Source organism: Streptomyces sp. NPDC029159, assembly GCF_055564055.1.
Map to the genome: position 1 here is coordinate 32,666 of NZ_JBVHWT010000001.1, position 16,412 is coordinate 49,077.

A 16,412-nucleotide genomic window follows, 5' to 3' on the forward strand; every position below is an offset into this window, starting at 1 on the left:
CCACCGTCCCAGGTCGATCCGCAATTCCCCTTGGCGCGGAAAGCCGTCAAGCATTCCCACCGAATGGCATGGGGAATGCCTGCCGGAATTCCTGAGGGGTACGACACCTTCCCCCTCGGGCCTCATTCCTTCCGCATTCCCTCCGCAGGCGCGGGACAACTTCGGGAAATTCGACGGAAGTTCACCCGGCGACAGGAAGCGACCGGGCCGTCTCCAGTACCCGGAATCCGGCGCTGTCGTAGAGATTCATCGCCACCTCGTTCCCGCCCCAGACCGTGAACATCAGCGCCGTGTCCCCGGCGGCGCGGGTGGCCTGCTCCCCCACCGCCATCGCGCCGCGGCCGTAGCCCTTGCCGCGGTGCTCGGCGTCGACGTTGAGGCTGAAACCGTAGGTGACGCCGGGCAGATTCCCGTGGTGGAGCCAGGCGCTGCCGACCGGGGCGCCCTCGGCTTCCAGGACGAGGACGGCGTGGCCGGGGGTGGACAGGCCCTGCGGCAGCAGCTCGGCGAAGTCCTTCTCCGCCTTGCGGAGGGCTTCATCCCTGGTCAGGGCACCGGCGCGGACGATGCCGAAGACGTAGGCGTCCTTCTCGGCGGCGAGCCAGCGCGGATACTCGTCCGCCGTCATCGGCCGTACGGCGACCGGGTCGGACGAGGGCGGCGGGCCGTCGAAGGTGCGTATCCGGACCTCCCCCTCGACCGGGTAGTCCGCGAAGAGGCCGCCGTCCGGTCCGGCGACCCGGACGTCGACCCGGCGGGCGCCGCGCTCGGCGCACCATGCCTCGGCCCAGGACCTGGCGGCCTGTTCATGGCCCTGACCTGCGTGTTCGGCGTCCACCCAGAGGTCGCCGATACGGCCGGCGGATATGCCGTGGTGAGTGGTGACGCCCACCGCGACGTACCCGATCCGGGCCCCGTCCTGGGCGATCTCCGCAGCGGTCCACTCCGCCGTCTTCTCCCGCTCCCGGGTCTTGCCGACCCGGGTCCCTGCCGCTTCCGCTCCGAGCCCGGCGGCGAGGTACGCGTCCCGCAACCGCCGCTCGAAGTCCCGCTGCCAGTCGGTGCGTTCGTCCAGCACTCTGATGTCCGTCATCGGGTCACCGTAGCCACGGCCTGCCCGCGGTGCGCGGGCATTTTCGCTGCGCACGTCCCTCACCTGGCAGTTCTCGCCTGCCGGGTGAGGGCGCGGCACCGATCAGAACTTCTGTTGCGTCGCCCCCGGAGGAAGGAAGCAGGGGGTGCTGACGGAGAGGCGGAGGAGGTCGGGGGTCTTGCGGACGCTGTCGGCGATGAGGGAGAAGTGCTCCTTCGTATGCCTGCCGTCGAGGATGACCTGCTGCTCCTCGGGGCGCTCTTCGTAGCCGGAGACGTCCATGTCGCCCTGTGCCTTCAGTACCGCGCGGAGCTTGCGGACGGCCGGGATCTGCTCCTCGCGCCGGACGTCGGCGTAGGCGGTGTACGTGAGGGTGTACCGGCCGTCGTCGGCCACCTCGTCGCCCGCACCGACGCAGTCCTCGAAGGAGGTGAACGGGCCGAACCTGTCGCCGAGGGTGACGCCCGCATGGTGGGCCATCGCGGCGACGTACTGCTTCGCCCAGGTCAGCGAGGCATCGCGGCTCTTGCGCGGCAGTGGCTTGTTCAGGTCTGCGGAGGTGTCGGACATGCAGGCTCCGGTGGTGGACAGCAGGGCCGTGACGGCCAGGGCGGACAGGAGGGCACGTATGCGGCGGGCCGTGCGCGGGGGCCGCCGCACACCGGCCCCCGCCGAGGGTTCACATCTGGATGGGCGCATACATCGCCTTGTCCGGCTTGTCGCCGGCGATGATCCGGCCCTGGTTGGCAAGGCTCTTGCTGTTGTCGTCCCAGTAGCCGCTGTGGCCGTGAGTGTCGGTGCTGAAGCGGGTGCCGCCGAAGACCTGGGTGTTGGGGTCGGGGCCGAGGGTGAGGCCCTGGGCCTGGCGGATCGGGTCGTCCTCGGCGAGCCCGGAGTAGAAGTGGTCGGCGCCGACGTGCAGGTCGGAGGCGCGGTCGACGGTCATGCCGGGGCTGCCCACGACGGAGATGTCGTCGGCCCCGAGCCCCTTGCCGCCGGCGTCCGCGTCGCCGACGACGGTGGCGCCGTAGCTGTGGCCGAGAACCGTCATATGGGCGGGGGTGTCGCCCTCGCGGGAGGCGCGCAGCCCGTGGGTGAAGTCCCGTAGGGCCGGGGCCGCGTCGTCGGCGCGGCCGGTGCCCGCGACCGCGAGGTTGGGCGCCTCGGCGACCGGTATCTCGGGGGCGTCGTAGCCGAGCCAGTAGACCATCGAGGTGCTCTCGGACGGCTCGGCCTCCTCGGCGGAGCGCTGGAGCTTTCCGAGCCGGTTGAGCTGACCGCCGGTGGAGTCCATCGTCGTGCCGGTGCCGGGCACCTGGACACCGACGTTGTCGGCGGTGTCCGGATTGCCCATGGCGATGACGGCCTTACCGTCCTCGAACTCGTCGAAGTCGAGGAGGTAGAGCTGTTTGCTGCCGGTGGCGCCGTCGCGCTTGTCCAGCTCGTCCTTGAGGACCTGGAGGTTGTGGCGGTCCTCCGGGATACCGGGGATGGCCTGGTCGCTGCCCTCGACGAAATTCAGCTCCTGGTCCAGCCGGAGGCGGTTGGCGTCGTCGCGGACGTCGCTGGGCAGGCCGTTGGTCTTACCGATCTGCTCCGGGTAGAGGGTGGTGTACTCGCGGCGGGTGTCGTCGTCCAGCGACTTCCACCAGGCGGCGGCGTCCTTGGGGTTGTCGGGGATCTGCGGCCCCTGGACCCCGATGTCCTTCATCGCCTGCTGGGCGTCGGCGGCGGACTCGGCGGCCATGTGCTTGTTGGAGCGGTCCATGAGGTCGCCGCGTAGCTCCGACAGCGCCTTGTGTCCGTCGGCGCTGGCCTTCCGGGCGTCCTTGATCGCGGTGTCGATCTCGTCCTGGAAGTGCTGCATCCGGTCGAGCTTGCTCTTCGCCTCGTCCGGACTCTCGTCCACCTCGCAACTGGCCTCGCCCACGGCGCCGGAGTCGTCGACGACGAACCCCTCGGACTCGGCGCTGCGGACCGCGTTGCGCAGGTCGGTCTGGGACTGCTCCATCCAGAAGCGCGTGATGTCGAGGGTCTTGGCGATCGTCATCGCTTCCGTACGGGCGACGTGGAGGCGCATCTCGATGTCTTCGAGGAACGTCAGCGCCGCGGTGGCGTCGTCGCCCGTCCAGTCGGCGTGGAGCGGGCCGGTGACCTTCGTACGGTGCCGGTCGAAGGCCGTCTCCATCTCCTCGGAGACCCGCTGCCACGACTCGGAGGCGGCCTTGAGATCCCCGAAGTCCTGCTTCAGAAGGCGTGCGTAATCGGATGCCATGGTTTACTCCCCGCCTATCCGAAGGGGTTGCTGTCGGTGCCCTGGGGCCGCTCGGCGGGGGCGGGCCGCACCTCGACGGGGTCGTAGACCGGCATCGCGGGCTTGGCGTGCAGCATGTCGTCCGTGTCGAACGACCGCCTGCCGGGGCCGCCCGGCGCCGCGCCGCCGACCGCTTCGCGCGCGGGGTCGGCCGTACCGGGGTCCGGCAGCCCCACGGAGACCGGCCCGCCACCGACCGCGTCACGCGCCGGATCCGACGCGCCCGGACGCGGCAGCCCCACGGACGCCGCCCCTGCGGAGCCACCCGGCGCCGGGGCGGTCATGATGACGCCCTCCATGTCGCCGTCGAAGTCCTCGAAGTCCTGGTCGACCCACTGTTCGTTCCACTCGTGGTTCTTCGCGGTGTCGCGGAGATTGCCGGCGCCCGTGCGCAGGCGCTTGCGGAGTCCTTCGAGGGCGGGCTTCCAGGTCTCGCCGATCATGTGCAGCGACGAGGCGACGGACCAGCCGTGCAGGGCGTCCCCGGCCGTCCCGGAGTCGCTGATGGCCTTGTCACAGGGCTTGTCGAGGTCGTCGGCGATGCCGTCCTGCGCATGCGCCGAGGCGCGCAGCTCTTCCGGCGCGACGGTGAGTTTTCCGGACACGCTCTTCTCCCCCGAACCCCGAACCCGAACGTCATGAAATCAACGCCTACGACGCTACCAACCGGTACTGACAACGCGGCCGCCCCTCGGCCACTTGACCGCCCGCCGCTCACCCCCGACCCCACCCGTTCTCCAACAGATCGAACGCCGCGTCCAATGCCGCCACCTGGTCATCCGCCCGGTACGCCAGCGCGACCGCCTCCAGCGCGAAGTGGGCCAGCGCCGCGCTGCGCGGATCGTCCGGCGCGGCTCCGGCGTCCTCGGCGATGGCGTGGGCGAGGGCGGTCTGGTGCCGCATCCACATGCGGTGGGCGTACGCGGCGAGCGCCGGGGTGCGCTCGACGAGGGCGAAGAACTCCGCCGCTCCGGAGGCTTCGTCAGCGATCTTCCGGCGGGCCCATTCTGCGTGGGCGCGGAGCGCCGCAGGGACGCTGACGCCCTTCTTCCGGTCGCGTACGGCGGCGACGAGCCCCGCCTCCTGGTCCGCCTCCTCGTCGAAGACCAGCGCTTCCTTGCTCGGGAAGTACTTGAGCAGCGTGGTCGTGGAGACATCGGCGGCGTCGGCGACGGTGTGCAGCGTCACCGCGTCGTAGCCGTGTTCCAGGAAGAGGCGCAGCGCGGCGTCGGCGAGCGCGCGGCGGGTGGCCGCCTTCTTGCGCTCGCGGCGCCCCACGGGGGCGGGATCGGCAGGATCGGCGGGCTCAACAGGACGGGGCATGCCCCCACCCTACCCAAGGTGGCACGACCAAAAAAGTTACACAGTTGCACTTTTCTCGCGGGTGCCCTTTCATGGTGAGGGTTCCCGCAGGGATATGGGGAGCCACAAGGCCCTGGCCTGCCCTTTTGCCCTGCCCTGGCCTCTTCCTGGCCGTCCCGCGCCCGTTCGGCCGGCCCGCCGCCGGGACGTCCCGCTGCCCCGAATCGAGGACACCGCCATGCCGTCTTCCCGTACGCCTCGCACGCCCTGCACACCCCGCACGCCCCGTATCGCCGTCGTCGGCGCCGGTCCCGGCGGTCTGACGTGCGCCCGGATCCTTCAACTCCACGGCGTCGCTGTCACCGTCCACGATCTCGACGCCTCCGCCACCGCCCGCGACCAGGGCGGCAGTCTCGACATGCACCCCGACACCGGCCAACATGCCTTGAAAGCGGCCGGGTTGTGGGACGCCTTCCAGCCTCTCTCCCGGCCCGAGGGCCAGCAGATACGGGTGGCCGACCGGCACGGGCGGCTGCTGCTCGACGCCGCGCCGCCCGAGGACGGGAACGCGGACGGGGACGGTGCCGACGCCCGCCCCGAGATCGACCGTGGCCGGCTGCGGCGTCTCCTTCTCGACTCGCTCGCGCCCGGCACCGTCCGGTGGGGGCAGCGTCTGGAACGCGCCGAGCCACTGGGCGACGGCGTCCACCGGCTGCACTTCGCCGACGGTTCCACGACCGAAACGGACCTGGTCATCGGCGCGGACGGCGCCTGGTCCCGGGTCCGCCCGCTGGTCTCGGACGCCCGCCCCGGCTACACCGGCGTCACCGTCGTCGAGGCCGAACTGCTCGACGCCGACCGCCGCCACCCGGAGCTGTCCGCCTTCACCGGCAACGGCATGATGATGGCCCTCGACGCAGGTCAGGGCGTGATCGCCCAGCGCAACGGCGGCGGCCGCATCCGCGTCCACCTCGGCATGCGCACCGCCGAGGACTGGCACCGCACGGCGGGCGTCGACCTCGCCGACCCCACCGCCGTCCGCGCCGCCCTCCTGGCCCGCTTCGCCGGCTGGGGCGATCCGCTGCGCGCCTTCCTGCGCACCACCGACACCGGGTACGTCAACCGCCCGCTGTACGCACTGCCCGTCCCCCACACCTGGCGGCGCACGCCCGGTGTCACCCTGCTCGGCGACGCGGCGCATCTGATGTCCCCGATCGGCGGCATGGGCGCCAACCTGGCGATGCGCGACGGCGCGGACCTCGCCCGCGCCCTCCTCGACCACCCCACCCTCGACGCCGCCCTCGCGTCCTACGAGAAGGTGCACTTCCCGCGTTCTGCCGAAGCTGCCGAGGGCGCCGCGTCGGGGCTGGCCGAGGCGTTCTCCCCGGACGGCGCCGCGCACGTCCTGGCCCGTATGGCGGGCGAGGTCTGAGGGCGGCGAGGGCGCGGCTGCGCTACCGCCCCACCGGCGGGCGGAGGCATTCCGTGGTGAGTGCCAGCCGGACCGTGTGCGGCGGTTTGGCGGAGGCGACGGCTATGTGGATGCGGTGCGGCCCGTCGGCGGCGTCGAGTTGGGCCTCCTGGACCTGCGGCCGCTCCTCGTACGCGGTGACCTCGACGCCGTCCTTCCGCTCCAGCGCCGCCCGCAGCCGTCGCAGTGCGGCGATGTGCAGCCGGTCGGGCAGGTCCCCGTACGCGGTGTACGTCAGGGAGTACGGGCCTCCGGCGGGCGCCGGGGCGCCGGGGTGGTCGCACGCCTCGTAGGACGCACCCGGGTTGTACCGCCCGCTGATACCGATACCGGCATCGGCGGCGACGTTCCGGAGCTGCTGTTCCGTCTCGGCGAGCGCCGCCTCCCGGCTCCGCAGGGGCGGCGCCCCCTCGTCGGACGCCCGGACCAGCCAGAAGACGGCGGCCACGCCGATCGCCGCCGCGACCGCGATCAACCTGCCGCGCCGCCCGCTTCCGTACCCGGAGCTCAACGCCCGGACAGCGCACCACCCTTCACCGCTCCGACGAACGACGCCCACACCGGCGCCCCGAACACCAGCGCCGGACCCGCCGGAACCTTGCTGTCCCGGACGGGGACGAGGGGGGCGAGGTCGTCGGAGACCTCGATGCAGTTGCCGCCCTCCTGGTTGCTGTAGCTCGACTTACGCCAGCTGACGGTGGAGAGCAGGTCGTCCGAGACCTCGATGCAGGCGCCGCCCTCCTGATTGCTGTAGCTCGACTTACGCCACTGGAGAGCGCTCAGTTCGACTCGGCGGACGGACATGGGATTTCCTCCAGAAGACGCTGAATGAACTCGACGGACTTGCGCGGGGAAAGAGCGTGGTCGCGCAGCCGATCGTAACTGAACTGCAGCCGCTCAACTCCGGCGTTATCAGTCACCAGTTGTCCGTCGAATCCGGTCTCGACCCAGGCCACCGTGCGTCCCTCCGGCAACCGGAGGAGGGCGGTGTCCGTGTTTATCAACTCGCACGGACCGGCGGCGAGCGGCAGCACCTGAAGGGCGATGTTGTCCTGCTCGGCCATCTCCAGGAGATGGGTCAACTGCTCCCGCCACTCGACGTCGCTCAGCAGACGGCGCCGCAGGACAGCCTCATCGATCACCGCGCGGAAGTGCGGCGCCAAATCGCCGGACAGCACCTCGCTGCGCGCCACCCGAGCATCGGCCTGCTGCTCCACCTGGTCGGCCTGCGCCAGGCTGCCCAGCATCAACAGCCGCCGTGCGTACGCCCGTGTCTGGAGAAGTCCCGGGATCACGCTGGGCGAGTACTGCTGGATACCCGTGGCCTCGGACTCCAGCGTCATGTACCGCCGATACTGCTCGCGGAACTGCTGCGAGGAGCCCAGCGCCAACTCCCACATCGCGATCAGCAGCCCCTGCGGTGTCTCGTAGTACACCTCCAGTGCTTCCACAACTTCCGGACTGCCGATCGTCTGCCCTCCCTCCATTTTCCCGAAGAGGGACGCATCCCAGCCCAGCGCCTCCCCCATCTCCCGGAAGCTGACCCCTTTCTTCGACCGCAGTAACCGCAACTCTTCCGCGAACCTTTGACGCGGCTCCTGACTTCGACCTGTGACCGCACGCCTTGGCGGCATAACGACCTCCCCGAGAAGATCTGGACCTATGTTCTGGAGCGACCGAAAGGACTCCGACATGCGGAATTGGGGCTCCATCGCGGGTGCATTCTCGTAACACCCGGAATACGCACGGTAGTTGATGTGGCGCGTCCCGGCATTCGAACACCGAAACACAGGAGTGAGCCATGGGGACGGAACAGACCGAGGACGCCGAGACCGTCTGCGTCGCGCTGGACGCGGCCCTCAGGGCGGCGGGCGTGGCCCTGCCGTCGCTGGGCGTCGACCCGCTGTCGTACGGCAGCGCGCTCCCGGTCGTCCTGATCGAACTGGGACGCTGCAACCTCGACACCGCCCGGCGGCTGACCACCGTCGTCCTGCGCGGGGCCGACGCATGAGCGGGCAACGCGACCTCTACGTGACGAGCACCGTCCAGCCGTACCTGGTGAACATCGTCCGGCGCGGCGGCGCAGGCGACCTACGGCCGTACGCCGTCAAGCCGTATCTCTCGCCCGCCTGTCACGTCGGACGGCATCCGTGGTGCGACAAGGGATGGGTGGAGCCGGGTGCGGTGCCCGGGGTGCGGCACGAGGTGTGCACCTGCACCTGCCACGGCACGGCAGGGCACTGAGGAAGCGCGGGCGGGGCCCGGCGCGGGGTGCGCCGGGCCGTTCTCGGGTGCGGGCTCCGCGCCCGGCGGGACGGGGGAAGAACACCGCCGGGCGCGGAGGTCGGGGGACCTCATCGGCTCAGAAGGAGAGCGCGACATTGGGGTCGGTCTGCCAGTAGGTGACGAAGGCGTTGTCGTCGATCTTGGTGCCGTCCGGCAGAGAGAGGTTGACGCTGTGACCGGCGTCGGGCTCGTTCTCGTCCAGGCCCTTGAAGTGGATCTCCAGGTTGCTGGCGTCACGCAGGTGGTTGTCGCCGCCCGGCTCACCCGTCAGCCCGACACCGGCGAACGCGGACTCGCCCGGGTCGAGGCTGACGACCGCCTGCGGCTTGGAGTCCTCCAGCTCACGGGTGGCGGCCTGGTCCTCGTCGAAGCGGAGCGCGGGGGCGTAGTACGCGTTGCAGCGCTTGCTGCCGGTGTTGGTGATCTTGATGAGCAGGTGGTTGATCGGGCGCCGCGGCTCGGAGACCTCGGCCTTCACGTTCGCGCCGGTGCAGGTCTCTTCCTCCGCGGAGTCGCCCCCGGAGGCGTTCTCCTTACCGGCGCCGCTCTGGCCGCCGCCGTTCTGACCGGAGCCGCCCTTGCCGGCGTCGTCGCCGCGCTCAGTGGTGGAGCGGGCCTCTCCCTTGCCGCCGCTCTCACCGCCCTTGACGTCGGTCGTGTTCTGCCCCTGCTCCTCCGACGCGGAGGGCACGGACTTGAGCGCGTCGTCCTTACTGTCCGCGGGACCGCAGGCGGTCAGGGACAGGGCCGCGAGGGCGGTGACGGCGAAGAGAGCGGGCTTGCGGACACGGCGAAGAGCAGACATGACAGACCCCTGTTATGTGGTGGAAGTGGATGACCGCGGTGGAGAACCTCAACGCCGCGGCGTGGTCATCACATTCGCCGTTCCAGCCCGCCAGCTGCAAGAAATCCCAGCTCATACGGGACGCCGGAATGATTCCACCCCACCTGACCTGCGGGGTTGTCCACAGCCTGGAACGCCTGCCTGGAACGGATGGAATAGTTGAGGCATGACGAAGGACGATGGGGAGGGCTCCTTCGCGGCCATGCTGCGGGAGTTGAAGGGGCGTTCGGGACAGAGCTACGGCACGCTGGCGAAGCGACTGCACGTCAGCACCTCGACGCTGCACCGCTACTGCAACGGCGACGCGGTACCCGCGGAGTTCGCCCCCGCGGAACGCCTCGGGCGGCTCTGCGGCGCGAAGCCCGACGAACTGGTCGAGCTGCACCGGAGATGGATCCTGGCGTCGGCCGCCCGCGGCGAGAAGAAACGCCCGGCGGGCACGGAGCAGGGGGAAGCACAGGACACGGCCGCGGCACCCGCGCCGGGCACGGCTCCCGGACCGAAGGCGAGCGGGACGGGGGCGAGCGGAACGGGGGCGGATCCGACGCCCGGGCCGAAGCCGGAGCAGACAGCGAAGTCGACCGCGGAGTCGACGTCCGAGCCGGTGCCGGGGGGCGCCGCGGGACGGCAGCCGGAGTGGGCGCGGGACGCGGAAGCGGCGACCACGGACGCAGAACCGCCCCTGGCGGGGATGCTCTACACGCCGCCCGCCGTGGACCCGGACGAAGCCGCGGCCGAGAACGCGGCCCATACCGTTCCGTGGCCGGCCGACCGGGCGCCGGACGAGGACGCCGCCCGGAACGCGGCCGATCCCGCGGACCGGCCCCCGCGCCCGGCCGCCCGCGCGGATGAAGAGGCGGCGGAGAACGCGGCGTTCACCGTTCCGGCGAAGGCGTCCCGGAAGCGGCGCCCGCTCCTGATCACGGCGGCGGTGGCCGTCGTCGCCGCGCTCGCGGTCACCGCCACGTACAGCTTCTCGGGGGACGACGCCGCGAACCGCGTCACCACCGCCCGCGACGGGGACGCGCAGAACGGCGACCGCGAACCGGGCGACGGCACCCCGTCGGCGACCGCGAAGGAGAAGGGGAAAGACGCGGGGAAGAAGGCGGACGGCAAGGAGAAGGACGGCGAGAAGGACGCGTCCGCCCCGCCCGGCAAGGGCGGCCAGGACCCGTCCGGCGATCCGTCCGCCGGTGCGGGCAGCGGCCATTCCGGCGGCACCCCGCTGACCGCCAACGTCCGCCCGTACGTCTGGGGCGACGAACTCCCCTGCTTCCAGACCTTTCTGATCAACCGGCCCCCGGAGAACATGCCCGGCACCCCGCAGTCCGGGGACACCGTCGGCTGGGCCCGCTCCCTCGGCGGGGTGGACGCGGAGCACTCGCACATCGGAGTGGTGGTCCGCGGCACGGAGAAGGAACCGGTGGTCCTGGAGGCGCTGCGCGTCCAGGTCGTGGGCCGGGGTCCGGCGCTGGGCTGGCAGCACTACAACCCGTCGGGCGGCTGCGGCGGCGGGCTGACCCCGTCCTCGTACTCCATCGCCCTCGACAACACCAGCCCGGTCGTGAAGCCGGTCCCCGGAGAGCAAGGGGGGAAGACCATCCCGGCCAAGCCGTTCCCGCGCACCGTCAGCGCCTCCGACCCGGAAGCGCTGGCCATCCGGGCGGACGCGGTCTCCTGCGACTGCAGTTGGTACCTGGAGCTGGACTGGAGCAGCGGCAAGCGCAGCGGCACCCTCCGTATCGACGACGGTGGCCGCCCGTTCCGCACCAGCGGCGCCGCCAGCAAGACGACATACACGTACGGCGGCGACCCCGCGAAGTGGTGGGGCGACGACTGAGCCACCGAGCGCCTCCGGACCCCTGGCCGTGGAACGCCCACCGGCCCCGCCCCGGAACGCACGAAGCGGCCCCCGCCGAAGCGGGGGCCGCTGTTCGTCTGCGCAGGTCAGGCCGGTGAGACGGCTCAGACCGGCTCGGCGACGGGCGCCGGGGTGGCCTCGTCCCGCTCAGCGGCGGGAGCGGCCGGACCGCCGCGCAGCGGGATCTCCTTGAGGAACCATCCCGCGGCGAACCCGATGACGCTGATCAGCGCGCCCCACAGGAACACCTGGTGCGTACCGGAGGAGACGGCGTGCAGATACGCGTCCTTCACCATCGGCGGCAGCTGCGCCAGCCCCTTCGGGTCGAGCTGCGTGGCACCGCCGGACGACAGCTTGCCGCCCGCCGCGCCCAGCCGCTCGGACATCGTGTCCGTCACCTGCTGGGTGAAGATCGCACCGAAGATCGCGACACCGAAGGAACCACCGATCGTCCGGAAGAGCGTGGCGGACGACGAGCCGACGCCCATGTCCTTCATCTCCACGCTGTTCTGCGCGATCAGCATCGTCGTCTGCATCAGGAAGCCCATACCGGCGCCGAGCACCGCCATGTAGGCACCCGAGGTGAAGCGGGTGGTGCCGACGTCCATCAGGGACAGCAGCGCCAGACCGACGGTGATCAGCCCGCCACCGACGACCACGAAGATCTTGTACTTGCCGGTCGTGGTGGTGACCCGGCCCGCGAACAGCGAGACCGCCATCATCGCCAGCAGCATCGGGAGCAGCAGCAGCCCGGAGTTGGTGGCCGAGGCGCCCTGGACCGTCTGCTGGAACAGCGGCAGGAAGGTCATCGACCCGAACATCACGAAGCCGACGAGGAAACCGATCAGCGTGACCAGCGAGAAGTTGCCGTTGCGGAAGATGTGCAGCGGCAGCACCGGCTCCGCGACCTGCCGCTCCACCAGCACGAACAGCACCAGCGCGACGACCGCACCCGCGCCCAGCCCGATGATCTGCGGCGACGCCCAGTCGTACTCGGTCCCGCCCCACGTCGTCATCAGCACCAGCGAGGTGATGCCGACGGTGAGCAGCAGGGCGCCGACGTAGTCGATGCGCGCCTGCGCCCGCTTCTTCGGCAAATGCAACACCGCGGTGACCATGGCGAGGGCCACGGCGCCCAGCGGCAGGTTGATGTAGAAGCTCCAGCGCCAGCCGAGGTGGTCGGTGATGGTGCCGCCGACCAGCGGTCCGCCGATCATGGCGATGGCCATGACACCGGCCATCATGCCCTGGTACTTGCCGCGCTCCCGCGGCGGAATCAGATCACCGATGATCGCCATGACGCCGACCATCAGACCGCCGGCGCCCAGCCCCTGCACGGCACGGAAGCCGATGAGCTGGCCCATGTCCTGGGCCGCGCCGGAGAGCGCCGAGCCGATCAGGAAGAGCACGATGGACGACAGGAACACGCCCTTGCGTCCGTACATGTCGCCGAGCTTGCCCCAGATCGGGGTGGACGCGGCGGTGGCGAGCGTATAGGCGGTGACCACCCAGGACAGGTGCTCCAGCCCGCCCAGTTCGCCGACGATCGTGGGCATCGCGGTGCCGACGATCATGTTGTCGAGCATCGCGAGCAGCATCGCGATCATCAGCGCGAAGAGCACCACACGCACGCTGGCGGGCTGCTTGCCCTGCGCAGGCTGGTCCGCCTGCACCGGTTTGTCGTCATTGGCCGTTGTCATGCCATCCCCCGTCGGGGCCGCTCTCCGCGACTTCCCCATCGTTCTCACTTGCTCCCACTTACTTGCCGCCCGGCTAGTTCAGTACAGTGAGGAAAGGTAAGACGTCACTAGCCGGTCGTCAAGTAAGTTTTTTCCTTGGCGCGCCCGGGGCACCACACCGAGGACGCAGGAGAGCACCATGGGCACAGGTCAGGCGCGTAGGGGCAACACCCGCCGACGCATCCAGGACGCCGCACTGGAACTGTTCTCCGCGCACGGCTACGAGAAGACCTCGCTCCGCGAGATCGCCGAACAGCTCGACGTCACCAAGGCGGCGCTCTACTACCACTTCAAGACCAAGGAAGACATCGTCATCGGGCTCTTCGAGGACGCGGCGCAGCCGATCGACGACCTCCTCGCCTGGGGACGGGAGCAGCCGCCCACCACGGAGACCAGGGCCGAACTGATCCGCCGCTACGGAGAGGCGCTGCGCGGCGCCGAGTCGCTGTTCCGCTTCGTCCACGAGAACCAGGCAACGGTGCGGGACCTCAGCATCGGCGAGATCTTCAAGCAGCGGGTGTTGGAGCTGTTCGCCCTGCTCAAGGACCCGGACGCCGAGCTGGTCGACCAGATGCGGTGCCTGACCGCGGTCCACGCACTGCACGCGGGTCAGTTCACGATGCAGCACGTCGAAGGCGACCCCGAGGAGAAGCGCAAGGCCATCCTCGAGGTCGCCACGGAACTGGTCACGGCGGCCAACCCGCCGTACCGCCGGCCAGCCCGGCCGGACTCAGCTCAGACGGCGTCGCCGTGAGCCCGCAGGAATCCGGTCGGCTCGATGCCCGACCCGTAGTTGGGACCGGTGCGGACCTCGAAGTGCAGGTGGGGACCGGTCGAGTTGCCGGTGGAGCCGGACAGACCGATCTGCTCACCGGTCTTGACCGTCTCGCCGACGCTCACCTTGATCTGTGACAGGTGGGCGTACTGGGTGTACATGCCGTTCGCGTGCTTGATCACGATGGCGTTGCCGTACGCGGGACCGTCGCCGCCGCCGTTCGGGCCGGCCTTGACCACGGTGCCGTTGTGCACGGCCTTGACGGCGGTACCGGTCGGCACGACGAAGTCCTGACCACTGTGGTTGTGCGACCAGTGGGTGCCGGCGAGACCGAAGGTGGAGCCGAGGGTGTAGTTGTCGACCGGCTTGACCCAGGCGTCCGCGGCCTGCTTGGCGCTCTGGACGGCCTTGGTCTGGGCGTCGGCCTGCTTGGCGACGGTGGAGCTCACATTCGAGGTGAGGCTCGTCAGTCCGGAATCCGCGGCGTTCGCGATACCCGCACCCAGCGCGACGGAGGCGCCGAGACCGACGGTGACGGCCACCGCACGGGTACGGAGAACAGACTTCTTGGAATTGCGGAGCTTGGCGAACTTCGACATGCGGGTTGTACCTCCGGAAAGGAAGGGAAAGGGATCTGCGTTCCGGCTGCGGACCGGCATCGCCATTCCTTGGTAACCCGCCATCGCCGTGCTGCCAAGGCCCCTTTCTACTAGCCCGGACCGTAAGCACGGCGGGGCCCGGATGCCGGCGGGACATCCCGAACAGCCGGTGGATCAATCCCCCAAATCACCCCATCCCGCCCAGGCATCGGCGGCCTCCATACCGTGCTTGAACTGGACATATGGACTTACGTCGCCCACCCCTCGGGGGCTGCGCCCCACCCCCGGTCGGCGCGCTCCGCGGCGCCCTTCCCGCCCCCCTCCACACCCCCGCGGAACTCCCCCTAATTCCGCTAGTAGGCCCGAATTCGACTGTGCGGCACGTCACCGGAAAGCGGCTTCTCAGCCCTTCTGGCGGGACTTTTGATGCCCGCGCCGGGACCTTCGCCCTTCTGTGACCTGGGTTACCCACCGGCCGTCCCGACCCCCTTTCCTTCATCATTTCCGAGGTTTTATGTGACCGCGGCTACTTGGAATGGGGTGAATGTGACGGGGGTTATGTGACGGCGATTACCCGAACGGTGAATAACGCGACCGCCCCGGCAGACACAAGGGCTCACCTTCACCCCGCGCCCCCGATCGGCAGCGTTCTCCTCGCGGCACCCTCAGGCGGACGGCCAGCTCCACAGCGCCATGTCGGCCACCTGTTGCAGGTCGTCACGGGTGGCGCCACCGGCAGCTTGGACGGCGATACCGTTCGCCACGGTCATGAGGTAGCGAGCGAGCACCCCGGGATCGCTCTCCGGTGGCAGGTCGCCTTCGTCGATGGCCTGCCGGAACCGGTCACGGAGGACCGCGATGGCCTCGTTGCGCCAGACGACGAGGGCGTCGTGCCCCGGGTCGCCGGCGGCGCGAGAGCCTTGGACACCGAGGCACCCGGCGGGGCAGCCGGGGCGGGTGGTGGCCCGAACGGAGCCGTTGAGGAACGCGACGGCCACCTGCCGGGCGGTCGGTTCCCGCAAGGCCCGGTCACCGTACGAGGCGGGGCCTTCGGTGTAGCGCTCCAGGGCCTTGCGGAACAGGTCCTCTTTGTTGCCGAAGGCCGCGTACATGCTGGTGCGGGTGATGCCCATGGCGCCGGTCAGATCGGTGAGGCTGGCGCCTTCGTAGCCCCGCTCCCAGAAGACCCGCATGGCGCGCTCAAGGGCCTCGTCGGCGTCGAACCCTCTCGGCCGGCCGACCGGCGCTTTCCGATGGGTCTCCATACCGCCAACCCTACCGTTCCGCACCGGTCGGTACAGAAGTGCTACGGTCTCATTCAGTACCGATCGGTACTGAACTATGGGGAGGTCATTCGCATGGGACAGCTTGAGGGCAAGACCGCCGTCGTGACCGGGGGCGGCACCGGGATCGGCCTGGCCACCGCCATCCGACTGGCGGACGAGGGCGCACACGTATTCATCACCGGCCGACGTCGGACCACGCTGGACACGGCCGTGGAGACCATCGGCCCGGCGAGGGCCACCGCGGTGGCGGGTGACATCTCGAACCTGGCCGACCTGGACCGGCTGTACGACGCGGTCCGCGCCCGGGGTCATGGCCTGGATGTGCTGTTCGCCAACGCCGCCACCACGTCGTTCGCGACGCTGCAGCAGATCACCGAGGAACACTTCGACGAAATCTTCGGCGTCAACGTCCGGGGCACCGTGTTCACGGTGCAGAAGGCACTGCCGCTGCTCAACGACGGCGCGTCGGTGATCCTGAACTCCTCGGTGCGCGCCGATGACGGTGTCGTGGCGTTCGGCACGTATGCGGCCTCCAAGGCAGCGATCCGGTCCTTCACCCGGACCTGGGCCAACGAGCTCAAGGACAGGAACATCCGGGTCAACGCGATCTCCCCGGGCACCATCGACACTCCCGGGCTCGACGGCCTGGCCGGTACGGGGGACGCCCCCGTCACCAAGGCGCAATTCGCCGCAGGTGTCCCACTCGGCCGGATCGGCCGCTCGGACGAGGTCGCCGACGTGGTGGCCTTCCTCGCCTCCGATCAGAGCAGCTTCATCCTCGGAGCCAACCTGTACGTCGACGGCGGCGAGAACCAGATCTGACCTGCGGACGGACATGCCGC

At 70.1% G+C, this 16,412-nt stretch carries 18 protein-coding genes; 6 read left to right on the forward strand and 12 right to left on the reverse strand.

Annotation, left to right across the window (positions count from 1 at the left end):
* Nucleotides 1-181 precede the first annotated feature (181 nt).
* From ACZ4U4_RS00150 to ACZ4U4_RS00170, 5 genes are all read right to left on the reverse strand, one after another.
* On the reverse strand, nucleotides 182-1,093 hold the full coding sequence (locus ACZ4U4_RS00150) for a GNAT family N-acetyltransferase (RefSeq protein WP_467867721.1): 912 nt from the start codon (nucleotides 1,091-1,093) through the stop codon (nucleotides 182-184).
* Between the two features lie 102 nt (nucleotides 1,094-1,195).
* Nucleotides 1,196-1,663, reverse strand: a complete 468-nt coding sequence (locus ACZ4U4_RS00155) for a hypothetical protein (protein ID WP_467867723.1) — start codon at nucleotides 1,661-1,663, stop codon at nucleotides 1,196-1,198.
* 109 nt (nucleotides 1,664-1,772) lie between these two features.
* Nucleotides 1,773-3,368 (reverse strand): alpha/beta hydrolase, encoded by a 1,596-nt coding sequence (locus ACZ4U4_RS00160; RefSeq protein WP_467867724.1) that lies wholly within the window; start codon nucleotides 3,366-3,368, stop codon nucleotides 1,773-1,775.
* Between the two features lie 14 nt (nucleotides 3,369-3,382).
* The gene (locus tag ACZ4U4_RS00165) at nucleotides 3,383-4,012 is read right to left on the reverse strand and encodes a hypothetical protein (RefSeq protein ID WP_467867726.1); all 630 of its coding nucleotides are present in this window, start codon (nucleotides 4,010-4,012) and stop codon (nucleotides 3,383-3,385) included.
* 109 nt (nucleotides 4,013-4,121) lie between these two features.
* Nucleotides 4,122-4,730: a TetR/AcrR family transcriptional regulator gene (locus ACZ4U4_RS00170; RefSeq protein WP_467867728.1), complete on the reverse strand. Its 609-nt coding sequence runs from the start codon at nucleotides 4,728-4,730 to the stop codon at nucleotides 4,122-4,124.
* 217 nt (nucleotides 4,731-4,947) lie between these two features.
* On the opposite strand from ACZ4U4_RS00170, the gene ACZ4U4_RS00175 reads away from it, so the two are divergent.
* Complete coding sequence (locus ACZ4U4_RS00175) at nucleotides 4,948-6,141, forward strand: FAD-dependent oxidoreductase (protein ID WP_467867730.1); 1,194 nt, start codon at nucleotides 4,948-4,950, stop codon at nucleotides 6,139-6,141.
* A 22-nt stretch (nucleotides 6,142-6,163) separates the two neighbouring features.
* Here the strand turns inward: ACZ4U4_RS00175 and ACZ4U4_RS00180 are convergent, their stop codons facing one another.
* The 3 genes from ACZ4U4_RS00180 to ACZ4U4_RS00190 are packed head-to-tail and all read right to left on the reverse strand — an operon-like array spanning nucleotide 6,164 to nucleotide 7,814.
* Entirely contained in the window at nucleotides 6,164-6,655 is a 492-nt protein-coding gene (locus tag ACZ4U4_RS00180) for a hypothetical protein (RefSeq protein WP_467867732.1), read from the reverse strand.
* A 32-nt stretch (nucleotides 6,656-6,687) separates the two neighbouring features.
* A complete protein-coding gene (locus ACZ4U4_RS00185; RefSeq protein WP_467867734.1) occupies nucleotides 6,688-6,984 on the reverse strand; it encodes a DUF397 domain-containing protein in 297 nt (98 codons plus the stop codon).
* Nucleotides 6,960-7,814, reverse strand: a complete 855-nt coding sequence (locus ACZ4U4_RS00190; protein ID WP_467867736.1) for a helix-turn-helix domain-containing protein — start codon at nucleotides 7,812-7,814, stop codon at nucleotides 6,960-6,962. Before ACZ4U4_RS00190 ends, ACZ4U4_RS00185 begins: the two co-directional genes overlap by 25 nt.
* Before the next feature lie 167 nt (nucleotides 7,815-7,981).
* Here ACZ4U4_RS00190 and ACZ4U4_RS00195 point away from each other — a divergent pair, with 167 nt between their 5' ends.
* Nucleotides 7,982-8,191 carry a hypothetical protein gene (locus ACZ4U4_RS00195; protein WP_467867738.1) on the forward strand — a complete coding sequence of 70 codons (210 nt, stop codon included), beginning with the start codon at nucleotides 7,982-7,984 and terminating at the stop codon, nucleotides 8,189-8,191.
* Nucleotides 8,188-8,424: a hypothetical protein gene (locus tag ACZ4U4_RS00200; protein ID WP_467867740.1), complete on the forward strand. Its 237-nt coding sequence runs from the start codon at nucleotides 8,188-8,190 to the stop codon at nucleotides 8,422-8,424. The genes ACZ4U4_RS00195 and ACZ4U4_RS00200 overlap by 4 nt, the downstream gene beginning before the upstream one ends.
* Nucleotides 8,425-8,542: 118 nt before the next feature.
* Here ACZ4U4_RS00200 and ACZ4U4_RS00205 read toward each other — a convergent pair whose 3' ends face one another.
* On the reverse strand, nucleotides 8,543-9,271 hold the full coding sequence (locus tag ACZ4U4_RS00205; protein WP_467867742.1) for a DUF4232 domain-containing protein: 729 nt from the start codon (nucleotides 9,269-9,271) through the stop codon (nucleotides 8,543-8,545).
* 205 nt (nucleotides 9,272-9,476) lie between these two features.
* Here ACZ4U4_RS00205 and ACZ4U4_RS00210 point away from each other — a divergent pair, with 205 nt between their 5' ends.
* Complete coding sequence (locus tag ACZ4U4_RS00210) at nucleotides 9,477-11,150, forward strand: helix-turn-helix domain-containing protein (protein WP_467867744.1); 1,674 nt, start codon at nucleotides 9,477-9,479, stop codon at nucleotides 11,148-11,150.
* 125 nt (nucleotides 11,151-11,275) lie between these two features.
* Here the strand turns inward: ACZ4U4_RS00210 and ACZ4U4_RS00215 are convergent, their stop codons facing one another.
* A complete protein-coding gene (locus ACZ4U4_RS00215; RefSeq protein WP_467867746.1) occupies nucleotides 11,276-12,871 on the reverse strand; it encodes an MDR family MFS transporter in 1,596 nt (531 codons plus the stop codon).
* Between the two features lie 178 nt (nucleotides 12,872-13,049).
* Between ACZ4U4_RS00215 and ACZ4U4_RS00220 the strand changes: the two genes are divergently transcribed.
* The gene (locus ACZ4U4_RS00220) at nucleotides 13,050-13,664 is read left to right on the forward strand and encodes a TetR/AcrR family transcriptional regulator (RefSeq protein ID WP_467867748.1); all 615 of its coding nucleotides are present in this window, start codon (nucleotides 13,050-13,052) and stop codon (nucleotides 13,662-13,664) included.
* Here ACZ4U4_RS00220 and ACZ4U4_RS00225 read toward each other — a convergent pair.
* Together ACZ4U4_RS00225 and ACZ4U4_RS00230 are read right to left on the reverse strand one after the other, a co-directional pair.
* Nucleotides 13,646-14,284 carry a M23 family metallopeptidase gene (locus ACZ4U4_RS00225; RefSeq protein ID WP_467867751.1) on the reverse strand — a complete coding sequence of 213 codons (639 nt, stop codon included), beginning with the start codon at nucleotides 14,282-14,284 and terminating at the stop codon, nucleotides 13,646-13,648. The genes ACZ4U4_RS00220 and ACZ4U4_RS00225 overlap by 19 nt on opposite strands.
* A 665-nt stretch (nucleotides 14,285-14,949) precedes the next feature.
* Entirely contained in the window at nucleotides 14,950-15,549 is a 600-nt protein-coding gene (locus ACZ4U4_RS00230; RefSeq protein ID WP_467867753.1) for a TetR/AcrR family transcriptional regulator, read from the reverse strand.
* Nucleotides 15,550-15,642: 93 nt separating this feature from the next.
* Here ACZ4U4_RS00230 and ACZ4U4_RS00235 point away from each other — a divergent pair, with 93 nt between their 5' ends.
* Nucleotides 15,643-16,392, forward strand: coding sequence for an SDR family NAD(P)-dependent oxidoreductase (locus ACZ4U4_RS00235; RefSeq protein ID WP_467867755.1), 750 nt, complete (start codon nucleotides 15,643-15,645; stop codon nucleotides 16,390-16,392).
* The last annotated feature ends 20 nt before the right edge of the window (nucleotides 16,393-16,412 follow it).

What these genes read in the sequence shown, in the direction of transcription:
- ACZ4U4_RS00200 (WP_467867740.1), top strand. Translation starts at nt 8,188, where the DNA reads ATGAGCGGGCAACGCGACCTCTACGTGACGAGCACCGTCCAGCCGTAC.
- ACZ4U4_RS00230 (WP_467867753.1), bottom strand. Translation starts at nt 15,549, where the DNA reads ATGGAGACCCATCGGAAAGCGCCGGTCGGCCGGCCGAGAGGGTTCGAC.
- ACZ4U4_RS00210 (WP_467867744.1), top strand. Translation starts at nt 9,477, where the DNA reads ATGACGAAGGACGATGGGGAGGGCTCCTTCGCGGCCATGCTGCGGGAG.
- ACZ4U4_RS00225 (WP_467867751.1), bottom strand. Translation starts at nt 14,284, where the DNA reads ATGTCGAAGTTCGCCAAGCTCCGCAATTCCAAGAAGTCTGTTCTCCGT.
- ACZ4U4_RS00195 (WP_467867738.1), top strand. Translation starts at nt 7,982, where the DNA reads ATGGGGACGGAACAGACCGAGGACGCCGAGACCGTCTGCGTCGCGCTG.
- ACZ4U4_RS00185 (WP_467867734.1), bottom strand. Translation starts at nt 6,984, where the DNA reads ATGTCCGTCCGCCGAGTCGAACTGAGCGCTCTCCAGTGGCGTAAGTCG.
- ACZ4U4_RS00150 (WP_467867721.1), bottom strand. Translation starts at nt 1,093, where the DNA reads ATGACGGACATCAGAGTGCTGGACGAACGCACCGACTGGCAGCGGGAC.
- ACZ4U4_RS00190 (WP_467867736.1), bottom strand. Translation starts at nt 7,814, where the DNA reads ATGCCGCCAAGGCGTGCGGTCACAGGTCGAAGTCAGGAGCCGCGTCAA.
- ACZ4U4_RS00170 (WP_467867728.1), bottom strand. Translation starts at nt 4,730, where the DNA reads ATGCCCCGTCCTGTTGAGCCCGCCGATCCTGCCGATCCCGCCCCCGTG.
- ACZ4U4_RS00160 (WP_467867724.1), bottom strand. Translation starts at nt 3,368, where the DNA reads ATGGCATCCGATTACGCACGCCTTCTGAAGCAGGACTTCGGGGATCTC.
- ACZ4U4_RS00215 (WP_467867746.1), bottom strand. Translation starts at nt 12,871, where the DNA reads ATGACAACGGCCAATGACGACAAACCGGTGCAGGCGGACCAGCCTGCG.
- ACZ4U4_RS00155 (WP_467867723.1), bottom strand. Translation starts at nt 1,663, where the DNA reads ATGTCCGACACCTCCGCAGACCTGAACAAGCCACTGCCGCGCAAGAGC.
- ACZ4U4_RS00175 (WP_467867730.1), top strand. Translation starts at nt 4,948, where the DNA reads ATGCCGTCTTCCCGTACGCCTCGCACGCCCTGCACACCCCGCACGCCC.
- ACZ4U4_RS00235 (WP_467867755.1), top strand. Translation starts at nt 15,643, where the DNA reads ATGGGACAGCTTGAGGGCAAGACCGCCGTCGTGACCGGGGGCGGCACC.
- ACZ4U4_RS00220 (WP_467867748.1), top strand. Translation starts at nt 13,050, where the DNA reads ATGGGCACAGGTCAGGCGCGTAGGGGCAACACCCGCCGACGCATCCAG.
- ACZ4U4_RS00205 (WP_467867742.1), bottom strand. Translation starts at nt 9,271, where the DNA reads ATGTCTGCTCTTCGCCGTGTCCGCAAGCCCGCTCTCTTCGCCGTCACC.